At 77.5% G+C, this 21071-nt stretch carries 18 protein-coding genes, 1 pseudogene and 2 riboswitches; of the genes and pseudogenes, 4 read left to right on the top strand and 15 right to left on the bottom strand.

Annotation, left to right across the window (positions count from 1 at the left end; genetic code table 11):
* Positions 1 to 4: 4 nt before the first annotated feature.
* Genes K1J57_RS33640 through K1J57_RS23315 form a run of 3 tightly spaced genes read right to left on the bottom strand, consistent with a single transcriptional unit; the run spans position 5 to position 5318 of the window.
* Entirely contained in the window at positions 5 to 2614 is a 2610-nt protein-coding gene (locus tag K1J57_RS33640) for a cobyrinate a,c-diamide synthase (protein ID WP_255646528.1), read from the bottom strand.
* Positions 2608 to 3222 (bottom strand): cob(I)yrinic acid a,c-diamide adenosyltransferase, encoded by a 615-nt coding sequence (gene cobO / locus K1J57_RS23320; RefSeq protein ID WP_220560760.1) that lies wholly within the window; start codon positions 3220 to 3222, stop codon positions 2608 to 2610. Before cobO ends, K1J57_RS33640 begins: the two co-directional genes overlap by 7 nt.
* On the bottom strand, positions 3222 to 5318 hold the full coding sequence (locus tag K1J57_RS23315; protein ID WP_255646527.1) for a VWA domain-containing protein: 2097 nt from the start codon (positions 5316 to 5318) through the stop codon (positions 3222 to 3224). Before K1J57_RS23315 ends, cobO begins: the two co-directional genes overlap by 1 nt.
* Before the next feature lie 25 nt (positions 5319 to 5343).
* A riboswitch (cobalamin riboswitch) is annotated at positions 5344 to 5482 on the bottom strand.
* Positions 5483 to 5534: 52 nt separating this feature from the next.
* On the opposite strand from K1J57_RS23315, the gene cbiE reads away from it, so the two are divergent.
* Entirely contained in the window at positions 5535 to 6767 is a 1233-nt protein-coding gene (cbiE, locus tag K1J57_RS23310) for a precorrin-6y C5,15-methyltransferase (decarboxylating) subunit CbiE (RefSeq protein ID WP_220560759.1), read from the top strand.
* A gap of 42 nt (positions 6768 to 6809) precedes the next feature.
* Here the strand turns inward: cbiE and cobM are convergent, their stop codons facing one another.
* The 6 genes from cobM to K1J57_RS23280 all read right to left on the bottom strand — a co-directional run bounded on the left by cobM (position 6810) and on the right by K1J57_RS23280 (position 13005).
* Positions 6810 to 7577 (bottom strand): precorrin-4 C(11)-methyltransferase, encoded by a 768-nt coding sequence (gene cobM, locus K1J57_RS23305; protein WP_220560758.1) that lies wholly within the window; start codon positions 7575 to 7577, stop codon positions 6810 to 6812.
* Positions 7562 to 9103, bottom strand: a complete 1542-nt coding sequence (locus tag K1J57_RS23300) for a precorrin-2 C(20)-methyltransferase (RefSeq protein ID WP_220560757.1) — start codon at positions 9101 to 9103, stop codon at positions 7562 to 7564. Before K1J57_RS23300 ends, cobM begins: the two co-directional genes overlap by 16 nt.
* Complete coding sequence (locus K1J57_RS23295; protein ID WP_220560756.1) at positions 9100 to 9765, bottom strand: precorrin-8X methylmutase; 666 nt, start codon at positions 9763 to 9765, stop codon at positions 9100 to 9102. The genes K1J57_RS23300 and K1J57_RS23295 overlap by 4 nt, the downstream gene beginning before the upstream one ends.
* The gene (locus K1J57_RS23290; RefSeq protein ID WP_220560754.1) at positions 9762 to 10637 is read right to left on the bottom strand and encodes a nitrite reductase; all 876 of its coding nucleotides are present in this window, start codon (positions 10635 to 10637) and stop codon (positions 9762 to 9764) included. The genes K1J57_RS23295 and K1J57_RS23290 overlap by 4 nt, the downstream gene beginning before the upstream one ends.
* A gap of 52 nt (positions 10638 to 10689) precedes the next feature.
* Positions 10690 to 10898: riboswitch (cobalamin riboswitch) on the bottom strand.
* A 148-nt stretch (positions 10899 to 11046) separates the two neighbouring features.
* The gene (locus K1J57_RS23285; protein ID WP_220560752.1) at positions 11047 to 12129 is read right to left on the bottom strand and encodes a hypothetical protein; all 1083 of its coding nucleotides are present in this window, start codon (positions 12127 to 12129) and stop codon (positions 11047 to 11049) included.
* Between the two features lie 138 nt (positions 12130 to 12267).
* The gene (locus K1J57_RS23280; RefSeq protein ID WP_370634496.1) at positions 12268 to 13005 is read right to left on the bottom strand and encodes a PepSY domain-containing protein; all 738 of its coding nucleotides are present in this window, start codon (positions 13003 to 13005) and stop codon (positions 12268 to 12270) included.
* A 165-nt stretch (positions 13006 to 13170) separates the two neighbouring features.
* Here K1J57_RS23280 and K1J57_RS23275 point away from each other — a divergent pair, with 165 nt between their 5' ends.
* From K1J57_RS23275 to K1J57_RS23265, 3 genes are read left to right on the top strand one after another with little or no spacing between them, the layout of a single operon-like run.
* Complete coding sequence (locus K1J57_RS23275; RefSeq protein ID WP_220560750.1) at positions 13171 to 13836, top strand: response regulator transcription factor; 666 nt, start codon at positions 13171 to 13173, stop codon at positions 13834 to 13836.
* A complete protein-coding gene (locus K1J57_RS23270) occupies positions 13833 to 15206 on the top strand; it encodes a HAMP domain-containing sensor histidine kinase (protein ID WP_220560749.1) in 1374 nt (457 codons plus the stop codon). The genes K1J57_RS23275 and K1J57_RS23270 overlap by 4 nt, the downstream gene beginning before the upstream one ends.
* Positions 15207 to 15253: 47 nt before the next feature.
* Positions 15254 to 15679 carry a GNAT family N-acetyltransferase gene (locus tag K1J57_RS23265; protein WP_255646526.1) on the top strand — a complete coding sequence of 142 codons (426 nt, stop codon included), beginning with the start codon at positions 15254 to 15256 and terminating at the stop codon, positions 15677 to 15679.
* Positions 15680 to 15698: 19 nt separating this feature from the next.
* Here K1J57_RS23265 and K1J57_RS33635 read toward each other — a convergent pair whose 3' ends face one another.
* The 6 genes and pseudogenes from K1J57_RS33635 to K1J57_RS23240 all read right to left on the bottom strand — a co-directional run bounded on the left by K1J57_RS33635 (position 15699) and on the right by K1J57_RS23240 (position 21042).
* Positions 15699 to 15830, bottom strand: a complete 132-nt coding sequence (locus tag K1J57_RS33635; protein WP_255646525.1) for a hypothetical protein — start codon at positions 15828 to 15830, stop codon at positions 15699 to 15701.
* Positions 15831 to 16153: 323 nt separating this feature from the next.
* Positions 16154 to 16936: pseudogene (locus K1J57_RS34200) on the bottom strand (DUF6596 domain-containing protein); the annotation flags it as partial.
* Positions 16927 to 17334, bottom strand: a complete 408-nt coding sequence (locus tag K1J57_RS23255) for a YciI family protein (RefSeq protein WP_255646523.1) — start codon at positions 17332 to 17334, stop codon at positions 16927 to 16929. The gene K1J57_RS23255 and the pseudogene K1J57_RS34200, both read right to left, overlap by 10 nt.
* Positions 17335 to 17465: 131 nt before the next feature.
* Complete coding sequence (locus K1J57_RS23250) at positions 17466 to 18959, bottom strand: aminopeptidase P family protein (RefSeq protein ID WP_220560748.1); 1494 nt, start codon at positions 18957 to 18959, stop codon at positions 17466 to 17468.
* Between the two features lie 220 nt (positions 18960 to 19179).
* Positions 19180 to 19707 (bottom strand): GNAT family N-acetyltransferase, encoded by a 528-nt coding sequence (locus K1J57_RS23245; protein ID WP_220560747.1) that lies wholly within the window; start codon positions 19705 to 19707, stop codon positions 19180 to 19182.
* Between the two features lie 111 nt (positions 19708 to 19818).
* Positions 19819 to 21042 (bottom strand): oxygenase MpaB family protein, encoded by a 1224-nt coding sequence (locus K1J57_RS23240; RefSeq protein ID WP_255646522.1) that lies wholly within the window; start codon positions 21040 to 21042, stop codon positions 19819 to 19821.
* Positions 21043 to 21071 lie beyond the last annotated feature (29 nt).

Below are 21071 nucleotides of genomic sequence, written 5' to 3'. Positions count from 1 at the left end.
GGGCTCACGCCCGCACAGGCAGGACGGACGCCGACCGCTCCGCGACCGCCTCCAGGGCGGCCAGGAACCTCGCGGTGGCCTCGGGCGGGCGTACGGCCACCCGCACCCAGGAGGCGTCCAGGCCGGGGAAGGTGTCGGCCCGCCGCACCGCGACACCGCCCGCGCGCAGGCGGGCGTGGCCGCCCTCCCCGACCCGGACCAGCACGAACGGGGCTCGGGAGGGGACGGACTCCAGCCCGGCCCGGCGCAGCCCGGCCTCCAGCGTGGCCCGCCACCCGTCCAGGGTGCGGGCGCGCTCGGTCGCCTCGGCCGCCGCCCGCGGGTCCGCCGTGCAGGCGACCATGGCCGCGACGGCGGGCGCGGACACCGACCAGGGCGTCTGCCCGCGGGCCAGCTCCCGGACCACCGTCGGGTCGCCGACGACGTACCCGGCGCGGATGCCGGGGATCGACCAGTGCTTGGTGAGGCTGCGCAGGACCACCACCCCCTCCAGCTCCTCCCCCGCCAGCGACTCCGGCTCGCCGGGGACGGCGTCCATGAACGCCTCGTCCACGGCCAGCAGGCGCCCGGGGCGGCGCAGGGCGCGCAGCACCCGGGCCGGGTGCAGGACCCCGGTGGGGTTGGTGGGGTTGCCCACCACCACGAGGTCGGCGTCCTCGGGGACGGCCTCGGGGCGGAGCGCGAAGCCGTCCCCGGCGGTGCACAGCACCGGGGTGACGCGGTGTCCGGCCTGTTCCAGCGCGGCGTGCGGCTCGGTGAACTGGGGGTGCACGACCACCGGCCGGCGCCAGGGCCGCAGCCGGGCCAGGAGCGTGAACGCCTCCGCGGCGCCGGCGGTGGGCAGGACGGCGTCGGGTCCGCGGCCGTGGTGGTGGGCGATCGCGGCGCGGGCGGAGCGGGGGTCGGGGTAGGCGGCGGCGTCGTCCAGGCTCGCGTGCAGGGCCCGGTCGAGCCAGGCGGGGCGCGGCCCCGCGTACACGTTGACGGCCAGGTCCAGCAGCCCGTCGCCGGTCTCGGCGTCGCCGTGGTGGCGCAGCGGGTCCGCGGGGAGCGCGCCGCCGGAAGGGCCGGTGGCGGCACCCGTGGCACCCGTGCCCGCGGCCGCCACGGAGACGGCACCGGTGTGCGCGCCGCCGTCCGTGCCGACGGCCACCTCGGAGGTGGCACCGGTATGCGCGTCGCGGGGAAGGCCAGGGGCGGCACCCGTGGCACCCGTGCCCGCGGCCGTTCCGGCGGGCGGGCCCGGGGCGGCGGGAGCGGGGCCAGCGGGCGCGCCGGAGGCGGCGGCCTCGGCGAAGCGGGCGGCGAGCCGGGGGTGCCCGGCCCAGTGGACGTGCAGGTAGGACGCGTGCAGGGTGGGCGAGGCGAACCCCTCCGCGGCGCCCTCGATCTCCCAGGCGGGGCCGTCCGCCCCGGTCTCCGGGGTGACGCGGGTGCGGTGGAACTCGTGGCCGGTCACCCTCTCCCCCGCCCGGGCCAGCAGCGTGTCCCCGGGGGAGACCGCCTCCGGGTAGCGCAGTGTCAGGCGGTCGGTCATCCGGGCGTCGGCCCGCACCGCCCCGACCATGGGCCGCCCGTCCAGGGACCGGGCGAGGTAGAGCAGCCCCGCGCACTCGGCGACGGTGGGGACCCCGTCCCGCACCGCTTCGCCGAGTTCGGCGGCCAGGGAGCGGTTGGCGGCCAGGGAGCCCGCGTACACCTCGGGGAAGCCGCCGCCGAGGTAGATCCCGCGGGTCCCGGCGGGCAGCCCGGTGTCGGTGAGCGGGTCGAACGCCCGCACGTCGCACCCGGCCGCGCGCAGCAGCTCCTCCGTCTCCGGGTAACGGAAGGTGAAGGCGCGCCCCTGCGCCACCGCCACCACCGGCCGGCGCCCACCCGTACGGGCACCGACCGCGTCGGCCGGGTCCCAGGGCCGGGCGTCCAGGGCTGGGGCGGAGCGGGCCAGCTCCAGCACCGCGTCCAGGTCGACGTGGGCGGCGATGTGCTCGCCCAGGCGGTCCACCACCCGCTCCGACTCCGCCCGTTCGGCGGCCGGGACCAGGCCCAGGTGCCGGGAGGGGCGCGCGATCCGATCGTCGTGGGGGACGGCGCCCAGCACCGGCAGGCGGGTGGAGCGGGTGATCTCCGCGGTGTTGCGCGCCGACCCGGCGCGGTTGAGGATCACGCCCACGACCTCGACCGACGGGTCGTAGTCGGCCATACCCGCCAGCAGGGCGCCCGCGGAGCGGGACATGCGGAACACGTCCACGACCAGCACCACGGGGGTCCGGGTGAGGGCCGCGACGTGCGCCGACGAGGAGAACCCGCCCGTTCCGATCCGCCCGTCGTGCAGTCCCATGACCCCCTCGACGACGGCGGCGTCCGCGCCGCGCGCCCCGTGCAGGAGCAGCGGCGCCACCCGGTCCTCCCCCACCAGGTGGGGGTCGAGGTTGCGGCCGGGGCGGCCGGTGGCCAGGGCGTGGTAGCCGGGGTCGATGTAGTCGGGGCCGACCTTGTGGCTGCTCACGGTGTGCCCGGCGGCGCGCAGCGCGGCCATGAGCCCGGTCGCGACCGTGGTCTTGCCCTGGCCCGTCATGGGGGCGGCGACCATGACCCGGGGCAGAGCCGTCACCATTCGATGCCCCGCTGGCCCTTGCGGCCCGCGTCCATGGGGTGCTTGACCTTGGCCATCTCGGTGACCAGGTCGGCGGCCTCCACCAGCCGGGGGTCGGCGCGCCTGCCGGTGACCACCACGTGCTGGCGCCCGGGGCGGTCGCACAGGGTCGCCACGACGTCGTCGACGTCGACCCAGCCCCAGTTCAGGGGATAGGTGAACTCGTCGAGGATGAGCAGGTCGTGGCGCTGGTCGGCGAGCCTGCGCTTGATCTCCGCCCAGCCCTCGGCCGCGTCCGCGGCGTGGTCCTCCGCGCTGCCGGGGCGGCGGCTCCAGGACCAGCCCGAGCCCATCTTGTGCCACTCCACGGGGCCGCCCTCGCCGGTCTCCTCGTGGAGCCGGCCCAGGCGTTCGAGCACGGTCTGCTCGCCGATGCGCCACTTCGCCGACTTCACGAACTGGAACACCCCGATCCGCCAGCCCTGGTTCCAGCCGCGCAGGGCGAGCCCGAACGCCGCGGTCGACTTGCCCTTGCCGTCGCCGGTGTGGACCGCGAGCACCGGCTGGTTGCGGCGCTGGCGCGTGGTGAGCCCGTCGTCGGGGACCACGAGCGGTTTTCCCTGCGGCATCAGGCGGCCCTCTCCCTCACCGCGCCGCCCAGGGCGGCGGCGCTGACCTCGGACACGGGGATGTGGTCGGCGCCCAGCCTGCGGGCGAGGCCGGCGGCCAGCCCCAGCCGCAGCGGACCGGACTCGCCGTCCACGACGACGGTGGTCACGCCCAGCGCGGCGACGTGGTCGGCGGCCGCCAGCGAACGGCCGACGGAGCCCGGGCCGGCGGTGGCCCGGCCGTCGGTCACCAGGACGAGCAGCGGGCGCTGGCGCGGGTCGCGCAGGCGCTCGCGCCGCAGGACCCGGGCGGCCTCCAGCAGGCCCTCGGCGAGGGGGGTGCGGCCCCCGGCGGGCAGCCCGTCCAGGCGGGCGGCGGCGGTGTCCACCGACCGGGTCGGCGGCAGCACCAGTTCGGCGCCCGTCCCCCGGAAGGTCACGAGGCCGACCTTGTCGCGGCGCCGGTAGGCGTCCAGAAGCAGGGACAGGATCGCGGTCTTGACCTCGCCCATGCGCTTGCGCGCCGCCATGGAGCCCGACGCGTCGACGCAGAACAGCACCAGGTTGCTCTCCTGGCCCTCGCGCACCGCGACGCGCAGGTCGCGGGGCAGCAGGCCGATCCGGCCGCCGCCGTGCGGGCGGGAGGCCGCGGCCTTGACGGTCTCCACCAGGTGGAGCGAACCACTCGGACCCCGGCCCGGCGGCTGCGCCCCGATCCTGCGGCCCCGGGTGCCGACGGCGCGGCTGCGGCGGCCGTCGGCGCCCGCTCCCGCGCCGCGCACCGTGAGCGTGCGGGGGCGGTAGGGGGCGGCGGCCTTCGCGGTGACGGAGGGGGCGGCGCCGTCGGGGCGCGCGGGGGGCTGCGGAGCGGGGGCGTACTCGGCGCCGCCGGTCCCGTCGCCGTCCCCGGAGGACCCGATGTCGGAGGGCCCCGCGTCAGGAGGTCCGGCGTCGGGGCTCCGGCCGTCCCCGGGGGTGTCCGGGGCCTGCGGGGCGTCGGCGTCCCCGTCCCCGGGGCCGCCGTCTTCGGCGGGGCCGTCCGCCCCGTCCGGCCCCGGCGGCCGCGGGGGGTCGGGCGGCGGGTCCCCGTCGCCGAGGACCCGGTCGAGGAGCTCCTCGTCCAGGCCCGGAGCATCGAAGGGGTTGCGGCGCCGCCGGTGCGGCAGCGCCAGCAGGGCGGCGCGGCGGATGTCGGCCCGGGTGACGAAGGCCCGGCCCTCCCAGGCGGCGTGCGCCAGGGCCGTGCGCGCGGTGACGATGTCGGCGCGCAGGCCGTCGACCTCGAACGCCGCGCACACCTGCGCGATCTTCAGCAGCGCGGCCTCGGAGAGCCGGGCGCCCCGGACGGTGTCCCGGGCCGCGGCGATGCGCTCGGCGAGCGCCTTCTCGGCGGCCCCGTAGCGGTCGGCGAAGGCAGCGGCGTCGGAGTCGTAGGCCATGCGCCTGCGGACCACCTCGACGCGGGCGGCGGGGTCGGCGGGCGCGCGGACCTCGACAGTGAGCCCGAACCGGTCCAGGAGCTGCGGGCGCAGTTCGCCCTCCTCAGGGTTCATCGTGCCGATGAGCAGGAACCGGGCGGGGTGCTCCACGGAGAACCCGTCGCGCTCCACGGTCACCCGGCCGGTCGCGGCGGCGTCGAGGAGGAGGTCGACCAGGTGGTCGTGGAGCAGGTTGACCTCGTCCACGTAGAGGAGGCCCCGGTGGGCACGGGCCAGCAGCCCGGGCTCGTAGGCGACCCTGCCGTGCGTGAGCGCCTGCTCCAGGTGCAGGGAGCCCAGCACCCGGTCCTCGGTGGCGCCCACGGGCAGCTCGACCAGGCGCACCGGGCGGCTCTCCACGGCCGTGCCGGGCGGGAACGGGCCGTCCGGGGACTCCTGCGCGGGGTCGGCGGGGTCGACGGAGAAGCGGTCGCCCGGGTGGACCTCGACCGGGGGCAGCAGGGGGGCGAGGGCGCGCACCGCCGTGGACTTGGCGGTGCCCTTCTCCCCGCGCACCAGGACGCCCCCGATCTCGGGGGAGACGCTGGCCAGGACCAGGGCCAGGCCCAGGTCGTCCAGCGGTTCGGTGTCGCAGCCGACGATCGCCGAAAAGGGGTAGTGCGATGGCCGCAATGGCATGTGAGGCTCCCGCTCGTTTCGCCATGGGTCTGAACGGGTGCGGGGCCGGTCTTCGGACTTGCCGGGTCCCCCTCCTCGGGGGCTCGGTTCACCGCAGCGGGCCTGTGCCGGAATCTCACCGGCTTCCCAGATTCTCCCCGACCGCCCTTCCCACCGTTTCCGAAGGTGGGGAGGCCGGGGCACCTCGCACCAGGGTTCGACGATAGCGTCCACCCCATGAGCACCGACACCCGCCCCACCCCCGTCCCCCGTGTCACCGTCGTCGGCGTCGGCGCCGACGGCTGGGCGGGGGTGCCCGAACGGTTGCGGAGCCTGGTGCTGGAGGCGGACACGCTGCTGGGCGGGCGCAGGCACCTGGCGATGGTGCCGGACCGGCGGGGGCAGCGCCGGGAGCCCTGGCCCTCCCCCCTGCGGGAGGGGCTGCCCGGGCTGCTCGCCTCCTGCCCCGGCCGGGGCGTGGTGGCCCTGGCCTCCGGCGACCCGCTCGTGTCGGGGGTGGCGGCCACGCTCATCGACCTGCTGGGCGCGGACGCGGTGCGGGTGGAGCCCGCCCTGTCCTCGGTCGCGCTGGCCCGGGCGCGGATGGGCTGGCCCGCGGAACGGTGCTCGGTGGTGACCCTGGTCGGGCGCGACCCCCGGCTGCTGCTGCGGTGGCTGTCCCCCGGGGCGCGGCTGCTGGTGCTCTCCTCGGACGCGGGCACCCCGGCCCTGGCGGCCGCCCTGCTGAGCGGCGCCGGGTACGGGGGCACCCGCATGACCGTGCTCGGGGACCTGGGCTCGGACGCCGAGTCGCGACTGGAGGGCACCGCGGACGGGTGGCCCGGGGTGGACCCCGGGTCCGTGCCGGCGCTGCACGTCCTCGCCCTGGAGCTCGATGGGCCGCCCGGGTACGGGCTGGCCGCCGGGCTGCCCGACGACGCCTACGAGCACGACGGGCAGCTCACCAAGCGCGACCTGCGCGCCTGCGCCCTCGCCCGGCTGGCGCCCGCCCCGGGGCTGCACCTGTGGGACGTGGGCGCGGGCGCGGGGTCGGTGGGGATCGAGTGGATGCGCGCGCACCCGGAGTGCGCGGCGACGGCGGTGGAGGCCGACGCCGGCCGGGCCGCGCGGATCGGCCGCAACGCGGGGCGGCTCGGCGTGCCGGGGCTGCGGGTGGTCCACGGGCGCGCCCCGGAGGCGCTGGCGGGGCTGCCCGCGCCCGACGCGGTGTTCGTCGGCGGCGGCGCGACCCGGCCCGGTGTGCTCGGGGCGTGCCTGGAGGCGCTGCGGCCGGGCGGCCGCCTGGTGGTGCACGGGGTGACGCTGGAGACCGAGCGGCTGCTGGGAGAGGCCCACCGGGAGCACGGCGGCGAGCTGACCCGGATCGCCGTGGAGACCGCCGCGCCGATCGGCGGGTTCACCGGGTGGACGCCCGCGCGCACGGTCACCCAGTGGTCCTGGCGGGCCTGACCGTGCGCCGCCCCCGCGGCCCCGGCGCCCCGGGGGCGCGGCCTACCCGCCGTCCCCCGGCCGGGGCCGGGCGGGGTCGTAGAGGAAGGACTCCCCGCCGCCCCGCGGGTCCAGGGCCCGTCCGACCAGGATGACCGCCGCCTGCCGGAACCCGGCCTCCTCGACCCGGTCGGCGATGTCGGCCACCGTCCCGCGCAGGACCGCCTCGCCCGGCTGGCTCGCCCGGTGGACGACGACCACCGGGCAGTCCGCCCCGTACTCGGGGGCGAGCTCCCCCATGAGCGCCCGCACCCGGGTGATCGCCAGATGCAGGACCAGGGTGGCCCGGGTGGCGGCGAACGCGGCCAGGGACTCGGTGTCCGGCATGGCCGTGGACCGCGCCCGGGTCCGGGTGAGGACCACCGACTGCGCGACCAGGGGCACGGTCAGCTCCCGTCCCGCCAGGGCCGCGGCGGCGGCGTAGGCGGGCACGCCCGGGGTGACGTCCCACGGCACACCGTGCGCGTCGAGCCGGCGGGTCTGCTCGGCGAGCGCGGAGTACAGGGACGGGTCCCCCGAGGTCAGCCGCACGACGTCGGAGCCGGCCCGGTGGGCCCCGACCAGGCGTTCGGTGATGCGGTCCAGGTCCAGGCCCTGGGTGTCCACCAGCTCCGCCCCGGGCGCGCAGTGGGAGAGGACCCCGGGGTCCAGGTACGTCCCGGGGTAGAGCACCACGTCGGCCGCGCCGAGCATGCGCGTGGCGCGCACGGTGAGCAGGTCCGCCGCCCCGGGTCCGGCGCCCACGAAGTGCACGGTCACGGCTTCACCCACCGGGGGGTCCAGACGCGGCCCGACGGGGAGACCCGGGTCCCGGACGCCCCGACGATGAGCAGGCAGCGCATGTCGACCGCCGCGGGATCGAGCCCGGCCAGGGTGGTCACCTCCAGCGACTCCCCGTCGCGGCCCACGTCCCGGCCCACCACGACCACCGTGTCGGGGTCGCGGTGCTCCAGCAGGACGCGGCGCGCGGTGGCGATCTGCTCGGTGCGCGAGCGCGAGGCGGGGTTGTACAGGGCCAGGGCCAGGTCGGCGTCGGCGACGGCGCGCAGCCGGTGCTCGACGACCTTCCACGGTTTGAGGCGGTCCGAGAGGCTCATGACGGCGAAGTCGCCGCCGACGGGGGCGCCCGCGCGGGCGGCCACGGCCTGGACCGCGCTCACCCCGGGCACCACGCGGACGGACACGTCCCGGTACCGGGGGTCCTCGGCCGCCTCGAACACGGCGGTGGCCATGCCGAAGATCCCGGCGTCGCCGCCGGAGACCACGGCCACGCGCTCGCCCCGGGCAGCCAGGTCCAGGGCGTGCCGGGCGCGGTCGAGCTCGACGGTGTTGCCCGAGGCGTGGCGGGTCAGCCCCGGGCGCTGGGGGACGCGGGCGACGTAGGGCCCGTAGCCGACCACGTGGTCCACCCCGGCCAGCGCCTCCCCGGCCTCGGGGGTGAGCCAGTGGCCGGGCCCGGGACCCAGGCCGACGACCAGCAGCTCGGCCGCCGGGCGCGCGGGCCGGGGGGCCTCCCCCGGCGCGGCGGCGCTCCCGGGCGCTGTGGCTCCGTCGCGGGACCGGGTGCCGTTGCGGCTGTCGCCGGTGACCAGGACGAGGGAGAAGTAGGGGACCGTGTCGGGGTCGACCTCGGCCGCCGGCAGGCGGCGCCCGCCCTCCATGGAGGCGCGCTCCACGTACACGGCGTGGTCCAGCCGCCCCGCCGCCGCGAGGGCGCGGCGCACGGCGGGGAAGGTCCGGCCGAGCTTCATGACGACGGCCGCGTCGGTGTCGGCAAGGCGGCGGGCGAGTTCCGGTTCGGGCAGGGTGCCGGACAGGACGGTGAGCACGTCCGTCTGGCGGGCCAGGGGCGCCGCCGCGGTGGCGGCGGCCGCGGCGAAGGCCGGGACGCCGGGCACGATCCCGGTCTCGTACCGGTCGGCCAGGCGGTCGTGCATGTACATGTAGGACCCGTAGAACAGCGGGTCGCCCTCGGAGAGCAGGACGACGTCGCGCCCCGCGTCGAGGTGGGCGGCCAGGCGCGCGGCGGACTCCTCGTAGAAGTCGGCCAGGGCACCCTCGTAGCCGCCGGGGTGGTCGGCCGCGCCGGTGGTCACCGGGTAGACGAGCCGTTCCTGGACCGCCCCCGCCGGGATCAGGCCGGCGGCGATGCGGCGGGCGTTGGAGTCCTTGCCCGGGCCGCAGTGGTAGGCGACGACGTCGGCGGCCGAGATGAGCCGGGCGGCCTTGAGGGTCATCAGCTCCGGGTCGCCGGGGCCGACGCCCACGCCGTGGAACCTGCCGGTCCTGCCGGTCATTCCTCCTCCTTCGCGAGGGCGTTGAGGGCCGAGGCGGCCATCGCGGAGCCGCCGCGGCGGCCGCGGGCGAGCACGTAGGGGACGTCGATGCCGTGGCGGCCGGCGAACTCCTCCAGCGCCTGCTTGGACTCGGCGGCGCCGACGAAGCCGACCGGGCAGCCGACGATCGCCGCGGGGCGCGGGGCGCCGTCGACGAGCATCTCCAGCAGGTGGAAGAGCGCCGTGGGGGCGTTGCCGAAGGCGACCACGGCGCCCTCCAGCCGGGGCTCCCACAGGGAGACCGCGGCGGCGGAGCGGGTGGTGCCCCAGCGCCGGGCCAGGCCGGGGACCCGCTCGTCGCCCAGCAGGCACAGGACGTCGTTGTCGGCGGGCAGGCGGCCGCGGGTGACGCCGGTGGCGACCATGGTCGCGTCGCACAGGATCGGCGCGCCGGACCGCAGGGCCGCCCGGGCGGCGCCGACCAGGCCGGGGTGGACCACCAGGTCGGCGGCGAGGTCGACCTGCCCGGTGCCGTGGATCATCCGCACCGCGAGGCGCTCGGCGTCGGCGGGCAGGTGGCCCAGGGACGCCTCGGCGCGGATGGTGGCGAAGGAGTCCGTGTAGATCGCGGGCCCGTCGTCGATGTACTCGTAGTGCCGGTTCGGCCGGCGGGGGGCGGTCACCGCCGTGCCCCGGGGACGACGACGCCGCGCCAGGGCGTGACCACGAGGTCGCCGCCCGCGGCGAGGGCGGCGGCGGCCAGGGCGTCCGCGGCGACCCGGTCCAGGCCCTCCTCCGGGACGGGGACGTGGTGCGCGCCGCCGGGCAGCGGCCCGTACGGCGGTGGCGGGGCGGGCGCGGGCAGGCGCGGGTCGGGGGGATGCGGCGCGCACAGCGCGGAGGGGAGCTCGGCCACGTGCCAGGGCGCGGAGGGGCCGTCGCCGCGCCGCTCCAGGAACAGGTCGGCCAAGCGCACGAGGGCGTCGGCGGCCCCGTCCAGCCGCACCGCCGACCCGTGGCGGTCGCCGACGCGCAGTTGGGCGGTGGCCCCGTCGAGCGCGGTGAGGCCCAGGTCGCAGGGGCGTTCCACGAGGTCGCCGCGCCCGTCGTCGAGCACGAACAGGAAGCGGCCGGGCAGGGCGGCGCGGTGCGGGGCCGAGCACAGGGCCGCGTCCAGGGCGGCGGCGACGGGGCGCAGGTCGGCGCGTCCCCCCGACAGCCCGGTGAGCGGCGAGGCCATCACGTTGCGGACCAGTTCGTGGGAGGGCGAGGGCAGCAGCCCCGTCTCCTCCAGCGCGCCGAGGACCGCGGGGTCGAGGCGCCCGTCCCGGCCGGGCAGGGCGCGCACCTGGAGGTTGGCCCGCCCCGTCACGTGGACCCGGCCGGAGCCGAACTCCTCGGCGACGGCGGCCAGAGCGGCCAGGGACCGGGCCGGCAGGCGGCCGCCGACGAGTCGGAGCCGGACCAGCAGGCCGTCCGGGGCCTCCCAGGGCCGGAGCGCGCCGGGGCAGCGGTCGCGCCGGGAGCGGGGCGCGGGGGCGTCCGCGGGGAACATGCACGTCCTTCGGTTCGGGGCCCGTACGCGGGGCCCGCGGGTGACCCGGCGGCCCGTCACCGCCGGTGCCAGCAGGTCTTCGGACTCGGGGTCTTCCGGAGCGGAGCGCCTTCCCGGGGCGGTGCGCCCCAGTGGCCGTCCGGGACATGGAGGTCCCGGCACATGCCCGCCCGTCACCCTCACCGCTGCGCGTCAGTCCCGGATTCGCACCGGGTTCCCTGCCCCACGAAGTGGAGTACGACTGGCCCGAAGAGCGTACAACGTCCGCTTCCGGCTCCGACCAGCGGTCTCGCCTTCCCGCCGCCGCGGGCCCGGCTGCCGGCGGCGGCCCGCACCTCGCCCGGCCGGGCCGCCCGGGGCCGGGCCGGGGAACGGCTCGGCGGCCGACCGGTTCGGGGCGCGGCCGTGGTCACCCCGCCCCGGGCGTGGGCGGCCGGGCCGTCCGGAGGCGGCGAGAGCCCAGGGCGAGCACCGCGAGCGAGCCGAGGAGGGCGACCGTGTTGTGGGTGTACTTGGCGGCCGCCGCCACGTCGCCGATGGGGCGGGCGAGGAAGGCCGTGAACACGTTGGCGAGCAGGGCGCCGCCCGCTGCGGCGAGCACGTGGCGGGGCCCCCAGCCCGCCCGGGCCGACCAGCGGGCCAGCAGCACGGCGAGGCCGCCCAGGACGGCCAGGTTGACCGCGAACCCCGGCCAGCCGATGAGGAACCAGGACGAGTCCGCGATCCGCCACGGCCCCTCCCCCAGGCCCACCACCCGCAGCAGGTGCGCGACCGCCCCGGGCAGGCCCAGCGCCGCCAGGACGGTGCCGCCGACCGCCCACGGCGGGGGCGCGGGCCGCGGGTCGGGCCGGGCGGGCCCGCGCCACAGGAAGGCCGCGGCGCCCAGGGCGAGCGCCGCCGCGGCCGCGCCGACGGCCTGCCCGGCGGAGGGCACGAACCCCTCGGTCTCCACGGACCACCGCAGCACGAGCACGGCGGCGGCCGCGAACCCGGCCGCGACCACGGCCAGCCCGAACCACCCCAGCCACGGCCGGGCGGCCGTCCGGGGGGCGAGCGACTCCACGACCGCGATCGGCACGGTGACGCTCCAGACCGCGTGCCCCGCCGTGAAGGCGAGCGCCAGGTTGGGGTTCACACCCGGGGCCGGCAGCAGGGAGGAGGAGAACATGTCCTCCCAGTACGGGATGTCGCGGTAGGAGGGGTTGAACAGCGACAGGTCCACGAGCCCCGCCTGGACCACGCCGAAGGCGGCGCCCAGCAGCAGGACGGCCGGCCACCCGCGCCCGGTCCTGCGGACGACCTCGCGGATGAGCACGGCGGCCCCGCCGTACAGGGGCGCGAAGAGGAACAGCCCACCCAGGAGCTCCCGCGGGTCGCCGGTCGAGTCGTCGTAGCCGTAGAGGTACTCGGCGCAGACCGGGGCGAGCAGGAGCAGTCCCAGGACGGGCGGCAGGCGGAGAAGCGTGCCGAGCGGACGGGCGTTCTCGGTCATGGTATCGAGCCTGGCCGACGGCGCACCGGCCGGTCACTACGGCGGGCCCTACCCCCAAGGTGTCCCCGGGCCCACCCCCGGCCGTCCCGGCGGTGCCGTTCCCGCCGTCCCGTCGGCGGACGGGACGGCGGGAGCGGATCAGTCGTCCTCGCGGACGTCGACGACCTCGCCGGACAGGTCGACGATGACGTCGTACTCGCGGCCGTCGGCGCCGTGCACCTCGACGTCCCAGACCTGGTGGCCGTCCTCGTCGTCGCGGTCCGCGTCCACGGCGCGGGCGCCCTCGCCCACGGCCGCCTCGGCGGCGGCGGACACGGCGTCGCGGTCGGCCTCGCCCTCGGTGCCGGAGTTGTCCCAGGGGGCCGGGCCGCCGTCGGGGTCGCGCAGGTTGAGCCCGTTGACGGTGTAGACGTCGGCGTCCTCGCGCTCGCCGTCGTCGTCCTCCTCGTAGCGGACGCCCAGGGTGACCTCGGTGCCCTCCAGCCCGCGCAGCTCCTCCAGCAGCGGGGCGGCGGTGCCGTCGCCGTCGTAGTCCTCCACGACCGGGTCGGTCAGCAGCCATTCCTCGGGACCGAAGTCGACGTCCACCCCGGCCACGCTCCAGTCGTCGTGGTCCTCGTCCCGGTCCTGGTCGTCGTCGGCGCGCAGCTCGCCGGTGAGCTGTTCCAGGCCCTCGACGGACCGGGTGGCCGAGGTGCCGCCGTTGCCGTCGGCGGGGGCGGCCGCCGGGGCGCCGCCGGAGGAGAAACCGGTCAGGCTGATCGGCTGGATCTGCTGCTCGGGGTCGTCGAGCAGCAGGTAGCCGCCGACAGCGCCGACGGCCAGCAGCCCGGCCGCGGAGGTGGCGAGGAGGATCGTGGTCCGCTTCTGCATCATGGTGTCCTTACCCGTGGAGGTCCCGTTCACTGACTCCAGCATGGGACGGCGGGATGATGGGGACATGAGTGCAACCTGAAGACCTTCTTCATGTTGCGCTCAGGAACGGCTCAGTGCCCCCTGGGAGGCTGGGCCACGACAGGCGGGGGAAAGGGGCGCGGGGGCGTGGCGATTCTGGTGGTGGAGGACGAGGAGGGCATCGTCTCCTTCGTGCGGCGCGGGCTGGAGAGCGCCGGGCACCGGGTGCTGGTCGCCTCCGACGGCATCGACGGGCTGACGATGGCCCTGTCCCCCGACGTCGAGCTGGTGGTGCTGGACCTGGGCCTGCCGGGCATCCCGGGCGAGGAGGTGCTGCGTCGGCTGCGGAGCCGCCGCCCCTCGGTCCCGGTGATCGTGTTGACCGCCAAGGACGCCGTGAGCGACCGGGTCGCGAACCTGGACGCCGGGGCCGACGACTACATGGTCAAGCCCTTCAGCGTGAGCGAGCTGCTGGCCCGGGTCCGGGCCCGGCTGCGCACCGGCGGACAGGAGCGCGCGGACGTGCTGGCCGCCGGGGGGATCGTGCTGGACCTGGGGGCGCGCACCGCGTCGGTGGACGGGGCCACCGTCACCCTGTCGGCGCGCGAGTTCGGCCTGCTGGAGGTGCTGGTGCGCCACCCGGGGCAGGTGTTCTCCCAGCCCCAGCTGCTGGACCGGGTGTGGGGCTACGACTTCGACGGGGCGTCGAACGTGGTGGAGGTATACGTCAGCCAGCTGCGCCGCAAGCTCGGCGCGGAGCGGATCGTGACGGTGCGCGGGGTCGGCTACCGGCTGGACGGCGGTGACCGGTGAACCTCACCGCCCGGGTGGTGCTCCGGGCCCTGCTGGTGATGGCGCTGGTGATCGGCGGGGTGGCCCTGCTCACCTACGAGCTGGTGCGGGTGTCGGGCCGGGCCGACGTGGACCGGCTGCTCCAGGAGGAGGCGGCGCTGGTGGGCGAGGCGCTGGGGAACCGGCTGCCCGAGGCCGCCGGGATCGACGGGGTGGTGTCGGGTCCGGAGGCGCAGCGGGCGGCGCGGCAGGCGCTGGCGACGCGGCCGAGCGGGGCCCGGCACGTGACGCTGGTGTCCGCGGGCGGGGTCCGGCTGCAGAGCACCGGGGGGCCGGGGCCGGTGGCGACGCTGCTGAGCGGCCCCGGGGCGCCGCCGGTGGAACCGGGCTCCCTGCGCACGGTGGACAGCGGCGTCGGGCCGCTGCGGGTGATGGACACCGCCGTGGTGGACGGGGACGGCGCGCAGGTGGCGGTGGTGACGGTGGCGGCGCCGCTGGAGCCGTCGCGGGACGCGGCCGGCGCGGTGCTGGCGAGCGTCGGCGCGGCGGGCGCGGTGGGCCTGGCCGGGGGCGGGCTGCTGCTGTGGGCGGTGGTGCGGCGCACGCTGCGGCCGGTGCGGGAGGTGTCGGCGGCGGCCAAGGAGGTCTCCCCCGCCGACCTGGCGGCGCGGGTGCCCGTTCCCGGCACCCGGGACGAGATCGGCGAGCTGGCCGGGGAGATCAACCGCATGCTGGACCGGATCGAGGGGGCCGAGGCCGACCGGCGGCGCTACCTGTCGGTGATCTCGCACGAGGTGCGCACCCCGCTGGCGGTCGCCGAGGGGCACCTGGAGCTGCTGGGCGGCCCGGAGGCGCAGATCGTGCGCGCCGAGCTGGTACGGCTGCGCCGGGTGCTGGAGGACCTGATGGCGGTGGCGCGCGGCGGCGACGAGATCGACGCCGCCCGGGAGCCGGTGTTCCTGCCCGACCTGTTCGACGAGGTGCGCTCGCGCGCGGGGGCGCTGCCCGCGCGGGAGGCGGTCACCGTGGCCGAGCCGCCGCCGGAGGTGCTGCTGGGCGACCAGGCCCGGTTGGAGCAGTGCCTGGCCAACCTGATCGGGAACGCGGTGGACCACACCCCGGAGGGGACCCGGGTGGAGGTGTCCGCGCACGGCACCGGCGACGGGGTGGCGCTGGTGGTGGCCGACGACGGCCCGGGCATCGCCCCGGACGTGCTGCCGCGGGTGTTCGAGCCGTTCGTGACCACGCGCGCGGGCGGGGGCGGGCGGATCGCCGGGCTGGGCCTGGCCGTGGTGCGCTCGCTGGTGGCGGCCCAGGGCGGCCGGGTGGACCTGGACAGCGGCCCGTCGGGCACGTCCGTGACCATCACCCTGCCGCGCGCCACCGCCTGATCCGTGCCAGACTCCCCCTTTCTGAGACGAGGACGGGAGGGCGGTCCGTGGCCGTGGTGGAGGTGCGCGCCTGCGCGGCGCCGGAGCTGGTGCGCGACGAGGTGCTGGAGCTGTACGGGTCGGTGGGCTGGGACGCCTACACCCGCGATCCGGAGGGGCTGGTGCGGGCCCTGGCCGGGTCCCACCGGGTGGTGGCGGCCCGCAGGGACGGCAGGCTGGTGGGGCTGGCCCGGTCGGTCTCCGACGGGGCGACCGTCGTGTACCTCCAGGACGTGCTGGTGGCCCCCGGAGAGCAGCGCGGCGGTCTGGGGCGGCGGCTGCTGGAGGAGCTGTTCGCCGGGTACCCCGGCGTCCGGCAGCGGGTGCTGCTCACCGACGACGAGGACCGGCAGCGGGCGTTCTACGAGGCCCTCGGGTTCACGGAGGCGCACGACCACAGCCCGCCGCTGCGGGCGTTCGTGCGGTTCGGCTGACGGGCGCCCTCCGCGCGGGTCAGCCCGACCGGGCTCGCTCCTCCTCCAGGCGGGAGCGGGCACCGGGCTCCGTGGTGAGCGAGACCGCCCTGTCGTAGGCGGCGCGGGCCGGGCCGGTGCGGCCCAGGGCCCGCAGCAGGTGGGCGCGCACCGCCCAGGCGGGGGCGAAGCGCGCGGCCCGCGCCCCCAGGGCGCCGTCTCCTCCTCCAGCAGGGCCAGGCCCGCAGCGGGTCCGTCGGTCTCGGCGGTGACGGCGGCCAGCGCGGTCGCCGACCCCAGGGTGGGGGCCAGCCGGTGCAGGTGCCGGTACAGCTCGCGCAGGTGCTCCCAGGCGACCGTGCCGGTGTCGGCGCGGGCGCAGTGCACCGCCTGGGCGGCGGCCTCCAGCTGGAAGCGGCCGACGGCGCCCAGGGCGTGGGCGGCGCGCAGGTGGGCGCGGCCGCGTTCGATGAGCGCGCGGTCCCAGCGGCCGGTGTCCTGTTCGGCCGGGGGGACCGGGCGGCCCCGTCCGTCCAGCCGGGCGGGGGCGCGGGCCGCCGCCAGGGCGATGAGCGCGGCCAGGCCGTGGGCCTCGGCGCTGTCGGGGGCCAGCCGCGCGAGGACCTCGGCCAGGTCCAGGGCCTCGGCGGTCAGGCCGGTGCGGGGTTCGGTGCCGCCGATCTCCCAGTCGACGGCGTGGGCGCCGTAGACCGCCTCCAGGACGTGGTCCAGCCGTTCGGGCAGGGCGTCCCGGTCGGGGATGCGGAAGGGCACTCCCGCCTCCTTGATCCGCTTCTTGGCCCGGGTGAGCCGGGCGGCCAGGGTGGGCGCGGGGAGGGCGAACGCGGGGGCGATGCGGGCGACCGTCAGGCCCAGGACGGTGTTGAGCATGAGCGGGGTGCGCACGGCGGGGTCGACCGCCGGGTGGGCGCACACCAGCATCAGTTCCAGGCGGCGGTCGCCGACGGCGTCCACGTCGGGTGTGGCGTCGGCGGCCGGGGCGTGGCGGTCCGGGTCCAGCGGCACCCCGGTGCGCACGGCGGCCGACCGCCAGTGGTCGCGCAGCCGGTTGCGGGCCACCGTGAACAGCCAGGCCTCGGGATCGGCGGGCACGCCGTCGCGCGGCCAGGCCGTGAGGGCGCGCTCGTAGGCGTCGGCGAGGGCGTCCTCGGCGGCGGGCAGGTCTCCGGTGGGCGCGGCCAGCAGGGCGAGCAGGCGCCCGTGGGAGGTGCGGGCCGCGCAGGCGGCCCGCACCGCGGGACCGGCGGTCAGGTCCATGCGCCGTCGATGTAGGAGGTGGCGGCGGGGCGGACCTCCAGGACCCCGTACTGGGCGCCCGGGCACTTCTCGGCCCAGGCCAGGGCGGCGTCCAGGTCGGGCACGTCGATGACGAACACCCCGGCCAGGGCCTCCTTGGTGTCGGCGAAGGGGCCGTCCTGGATGCGCAGCCCGCCCTCGCGGCGGGTGAGCGTGGTGGTGGCGCGCGGGGTCGCCAGGACCTCGGCGGCGACCAGCACGCCGGCGGCCTCCAGGGCCCTGCCGTAGGCGCCGAAGGCCTCCTGCACGGCCTCGACGGCCTCCTGCGGGATCTCGCCCTCGGCGGGTTCGGCGTTGTGCAGCAGCAGCGCGTAGCGCATGGCGGGTTCCTCTTCCTCGTCGTCGTTCCACGTGACCACCTGGGAGGGCGGTTCGCAAGGATGACGATCGACGGGCCGGGGATTCGACGGCCGCCCGCGGGAATCGTCGGAAAAAGACCCGGGCCGCCCGCGCCGGGGGACGGCGCGGGCGGCCCGGGGCGGACCGGGGGTCAGGAGCGCGGCAGGCGCTCGGCCAGCCAGGCCTCGACCTCGGCGGAGGAGCGCGGCAGCGCGGCCGACAGGACGGCGCGCCCGTCCTCGGTGACCAGGACGTCGTCCTCGATGCGCACGCCGATGCCGCGCAGCTCCTCGGGGACGGTCAGGTCGTCGGCCTGGAAGTACAGGCCGGGCTCGACGGTGAGGACCATGCCGGGCTTCAGGTCGCCGTACAGGTGGACCTCCTGGCGGGAGACCGCGCAGTCGTGCACGTCCAGGCCGAGCATGTGGCCGGTGCCGTGCAGGGTGTAGCGGCGCTGGAGCCCCAGCTCCAGGACGCGGTCCACCGGGCCCTCCAGCAGGCCCCACTCGATCAGGCCCTCGGCCAGCACCCGCTGGGCGGCCTGGTGGAAGGCGATGAACGGGGCGCCGGGGGCGACGGCCGCGATGCCGGCCTCCTGGGCGGCGTACACCAGGTCGTACACCTTGCGCTGGGTGTCGGTGAAGGTGCCCGAGACCGGCATGGTGCGGGTGACGTCGGCGGTGTACAGGGTGGTGGTCTCCACACCGGCGTCGAGCAGCAGCAGGTCGCCGTCGCGGACGGGGCCGTCGTTGCGGGTCCAGTGCAGGGTGGTGGCGTTGGCGCCGGAGGCGGCGATGGTGCCGTAGCCGACGTCGTTGCCCTCCACGCGGGCGCGCAGGAAGAACGTGCCCTCGATGAACCGCTCGGAGGTGTCCTTGGCCTGCGGCAGGGTCTTGGCGACGTCCTCGAAGCCGCGGGCGGTGGCGTCGACGGCCAGCTGGAGCTGGGCGATCTCCCACTCGTCCTTGACCAGGCGGTGGTCGGCCAGGGTGACCGCGAGCTCCTCGTCCAGGGAGGCCGACTTGGCGCGGGCCTCCTCGTCGGCGTCGGCGCGCACCCCGTCGATGACGGCGTCGAGCTCGGCGTCGTGGCCGCGGGCGATGCGCACGGCGGTGTCGGTGGCGGCCAGGACGCCGGTGAGCGTGGTGACGTCGGCGGTGGGCACGCCGAACAGGTCGGCGGCCTCGGCCAGGCTGTTGCGGCGGCCGGTCCACAGCTCGCCGTAGCCGCCGAGCCAGAACTCGCCGTTCTCGCGGTTGGAGCGCGGCTTGAGGTAGAGGACGGCGTCGTGGCCGCCGTCGGCGCGCGGGGTCAGGACCAGGCAGCCGCCGTCGGAGGTGTCGCCGGTGAGGTAGGCGTAGTCGCTGGCGGCGCGGAAGGGGTACTCGGTGTCGTTGGAGCGGGTGAGCAGCTGTCCGGCGGGGACGACGAGCCGCTCGCCGGGGAAGGCCGCGCTGAGCGCGGCGCGGCGGCGGGCGGTGTGCCCGGCCTGCTCGATGGGCTCCAGGTCGCGGCGCTCGGTGTCGGCCCACCCGGTGGTCATCCACGCGGCGAGCTCGTCGGAGACCGACTGCGCCTGGCCGTTCTTGCGTGGCGTGAACACGAAGGTGCCCATGTCGGCTCCGGGGCGCTGCTGCTCGCTCACGTCGTGACTCTCCTCGTCGTGCGTCGGTGCGGGGCCGCCGCCGCGGGTGGGCGGCCGGACGGCTCGCCGGCGGCGGTCTCGGCGCCCATCGTACGGCGGCGGGCGGCGCGGTGGCCGTCGCGCGGACATAGCGAACCCCATAACGCCCGGGCACTCCCCGTTATGCCCCCGTGACCACGATCGGCGCAGGTGGGGACGGGTGTTCCGGGGCCGGCCGGGTTCAGAGCACGTGCACGAAGGGGATGGCCTTCGGATAGGGCAGGTCGGCGATGGTGGCGGGGTCCGTCCACCGGTAGCCGATGCGCTCGTACAGGGCGACCGCCTCGGGCTGGTTGGGGCCGGTGAACAGGATGACGTCGCGGTAGCCCAGGGCGCGGGCGGCGTCCTCCAGGGCGGTCATGACCCGGCGGCCCAGGCCGCGCCGCCGGTGCCGGGCGGAGGTCCAGATGCGCTTGAACTCGGCGGTGCCGGGGCGCTCGCCGCCGCCCGGGGCGTAGGGGCGCAGCGCTCCCCCGGCGACGACCTCGCCGTCCAGTTCGGCGAGCACGATCCGGCCGTGGGGCGCGGCGAACTCCGAGACCGGGTAGCGGGACAGCTCGCTCGCGGCGCCCTCGGCGCCGTAGCGCTCGGTGTACTCCTCCAGCAGGCCGTCGAGCAGGCCCTGGACCCGGGGGTCGTCGTGGTGGACGGTGAGCATGCGCACGTCCGCGGCCTCGGCCGTTCCCGCCGTCGTCCCGTCCTGCGCCATGGCCCCTCCCCCGTGCGAAAGGGCGCCCGTGGACGCCCGCCGGGAATGCTACCGGCGCCCGGAGTGCCCCGCCACGCGGCGAATGTCACCCCCGGACGGCGGGCCTGCGCCTCAGGGGCGCTCCTCTCCGGTGCGGTGCTCGGCGGGGACGGGCCGGTCGGGGTCGCCCCCGCGGGCGTGGGTGGCGGGGCGGGCCGCCCGGGCCAGGTGGGCGCGGGTGGCGGCGACGTTGCGGGCGCGGACCGCGCCGAGCCGCCGGGGGTCGCGGAGCAGGCGCCGCCCGCGCACGCGGTTGAGGGCCGCGGCGGCGTCCAGGACGGCGCCGGCGACGGCCGCGCGGGGCAGGCCGAGCGCGTCGGCGCGGGCGTCCCCGTGGAAGCGGCGCGCGAGGGCGCACAGGGCGGGCAGGCCGACCGCGCCGGGGATCGAGGCGACCTCGTCCAGGGTGGCCGCGGTCGAGCGCAGGGTGGCCTCGGCCAGGGCCGCGGAGTCCGGGCCCAGCGGTCCGGTGACCGCCTGGAGGAGGTCGTCGGTCTCGCGGGCGCTCTCCTGGTCGCGGACGCCGTCGAGGAGGCGGGGGTCGATGCCGAGCAGGTGGGCGACGTGGTGCCAGTAGCGGTACTGGTCGGCCCGGTCCGCGGCGGACGAGTGGTAGCCCATGGCGTCCAGGGCGTTGTGGGAGGTGAGGGTGAAGTCCATCCAGGTGCGGACCAGGTCGACCTGGTTGATCGGCACGCCCAGCGCGGCCTCGTCGTACCCGCGGCGGCGGGCCATGGCGCGCATGTGGGCGTGCAGCACCCGCACCTGGAGGGTGGCGGTGTAGCCAGCCTCCCCTGGGCGCAGGGAGCCGGGCAGCAGCGCGGTGAGGTACCAGCGGCCGGTGTCCTCCAGCCTGCGGGGGACGGCGTCGAGGAGGCGCCCGCTCAGCTTGAGGACCTCGGCGATGGAGGGGGACTCGTAGGTCCTGACGAGGGAGCCGGCGGTCAGGGCGATGATGCGCGCGGCCTGGGGCGCGTCGAAGGCGGAGAGCGAGCCCCGGTCCAGGAGCGCGTCGTCGGCGCCGTCGGGCGGGGTCTCGGTGTCGGCGAGCAGGGCGGCGACGGCCGGGGGCGGGTCGGCGAGGGAGGCCAGGCCGCGGGTGATGCCCTCCTGGAGGGCGGCGCGGACACGGCGGCCGCCCGCGGCGATCTCGTCGGCGACGGCGTCGGCGAGGGGGTCGCCGGTGGTCAGGGCCAGGTGGGCGAGGTCGGCGCGCCCGGCGCCGAAGCGGGCGGCGACCCGGTCCCGGGAGCCGCGCCCGACGGGCCAGGGAGTGGTGGCTGTGGACTCGTGCACGGGGTCCTCCTGCGGGACGCGACAAGGTC

Origin of the sequence: Nocardiopsis sp. MT53 (assembly GCF_019598965.1) — a bacterium.
In the GTDB taxonomy this organism is placed as follows: domain Bacteria; phylum Actinomycetota; class Actinomycetes; order Streptosporangiales; family Streptosporangiaceae; genus Nocardiopsis; species Nocardiopsis changdeensis.
Note: the sequence above shows the minus strand (reverse complement) of the source record. Positions and strands in the feature narration are given on the sequence as shown.

What these genes read in the sequence shown, in the direction of transcription:
- K1J57_RS23280 (WP_370634496.1), bottom strand. Translation starts at nt 13,005, where the DNA reads ATGATGCAGAAGCGGACCACGATCCTCCTCGCCACCTCCGCGGCCGGG.
- K1J57_RS33640 (WP_255646528.1), bottom strand. Translation starts at nt 2,614, where the DNA reads ATGGTGACGGCTCTGCCCCGGGTCATGGTCGCCGCCCCCATGACGGGC.
- K1J57_RS23285 (WP_220560752.1), bottom strand. Translation starts at nt 12,129, where the DNA reads ATGACCGAGAACGCCCGTCCGCTCGGCACGCTTCTCCGCCTGCCGCCC.
- K1J57_RS23290 (WP_220560754.1), bottom strand. Translation starts at nt 10,637, where the DNA reads ATGTTCCCCGCGGACGCCCCCGCGCCCCGCTCCCGGCGCGACCGCTGC.
- cbiE (WP_220560759.1), top strand. Translation starts at nt 5,535, where the DNA reads ATGAGCACCGACACCCGCCCCACCCCCGTCCCCCGTGTCACCGTCGTC.
- cobO (WP_220560760.1), bottom strand. Translation starts at nt 3,222, where the DNA reads ATGCCGCAGGGAAAACCGCTCGTGGTCCCCGACGACGGGCTCACCACG.
- K1J57_RS23245 (WP_220560747.1), bottom strand. Translation starts at nt 19,707, where the DNA reads ATGGCGCAGGACGGGACGACGGCGGGAACGGCCGAGGCCGCGGACGTG.
- K1J57_RS23315 (WP_255646527.1), bottom strand. Translation starts at nt 5,318, where the DNA reads ATGCCATTGCGGCCATCGCACTACCCCTTTTCGGCGATCGTCGGCTGC.
- K1J57_RS23300 (WP_220560757.1), bottom strand. Translation starts at nt 9,103, where the DNA reads ATGACCGGCAGGACCGGCAGGTTCCACGGCGTGGGCGTCGGCCCCGGC.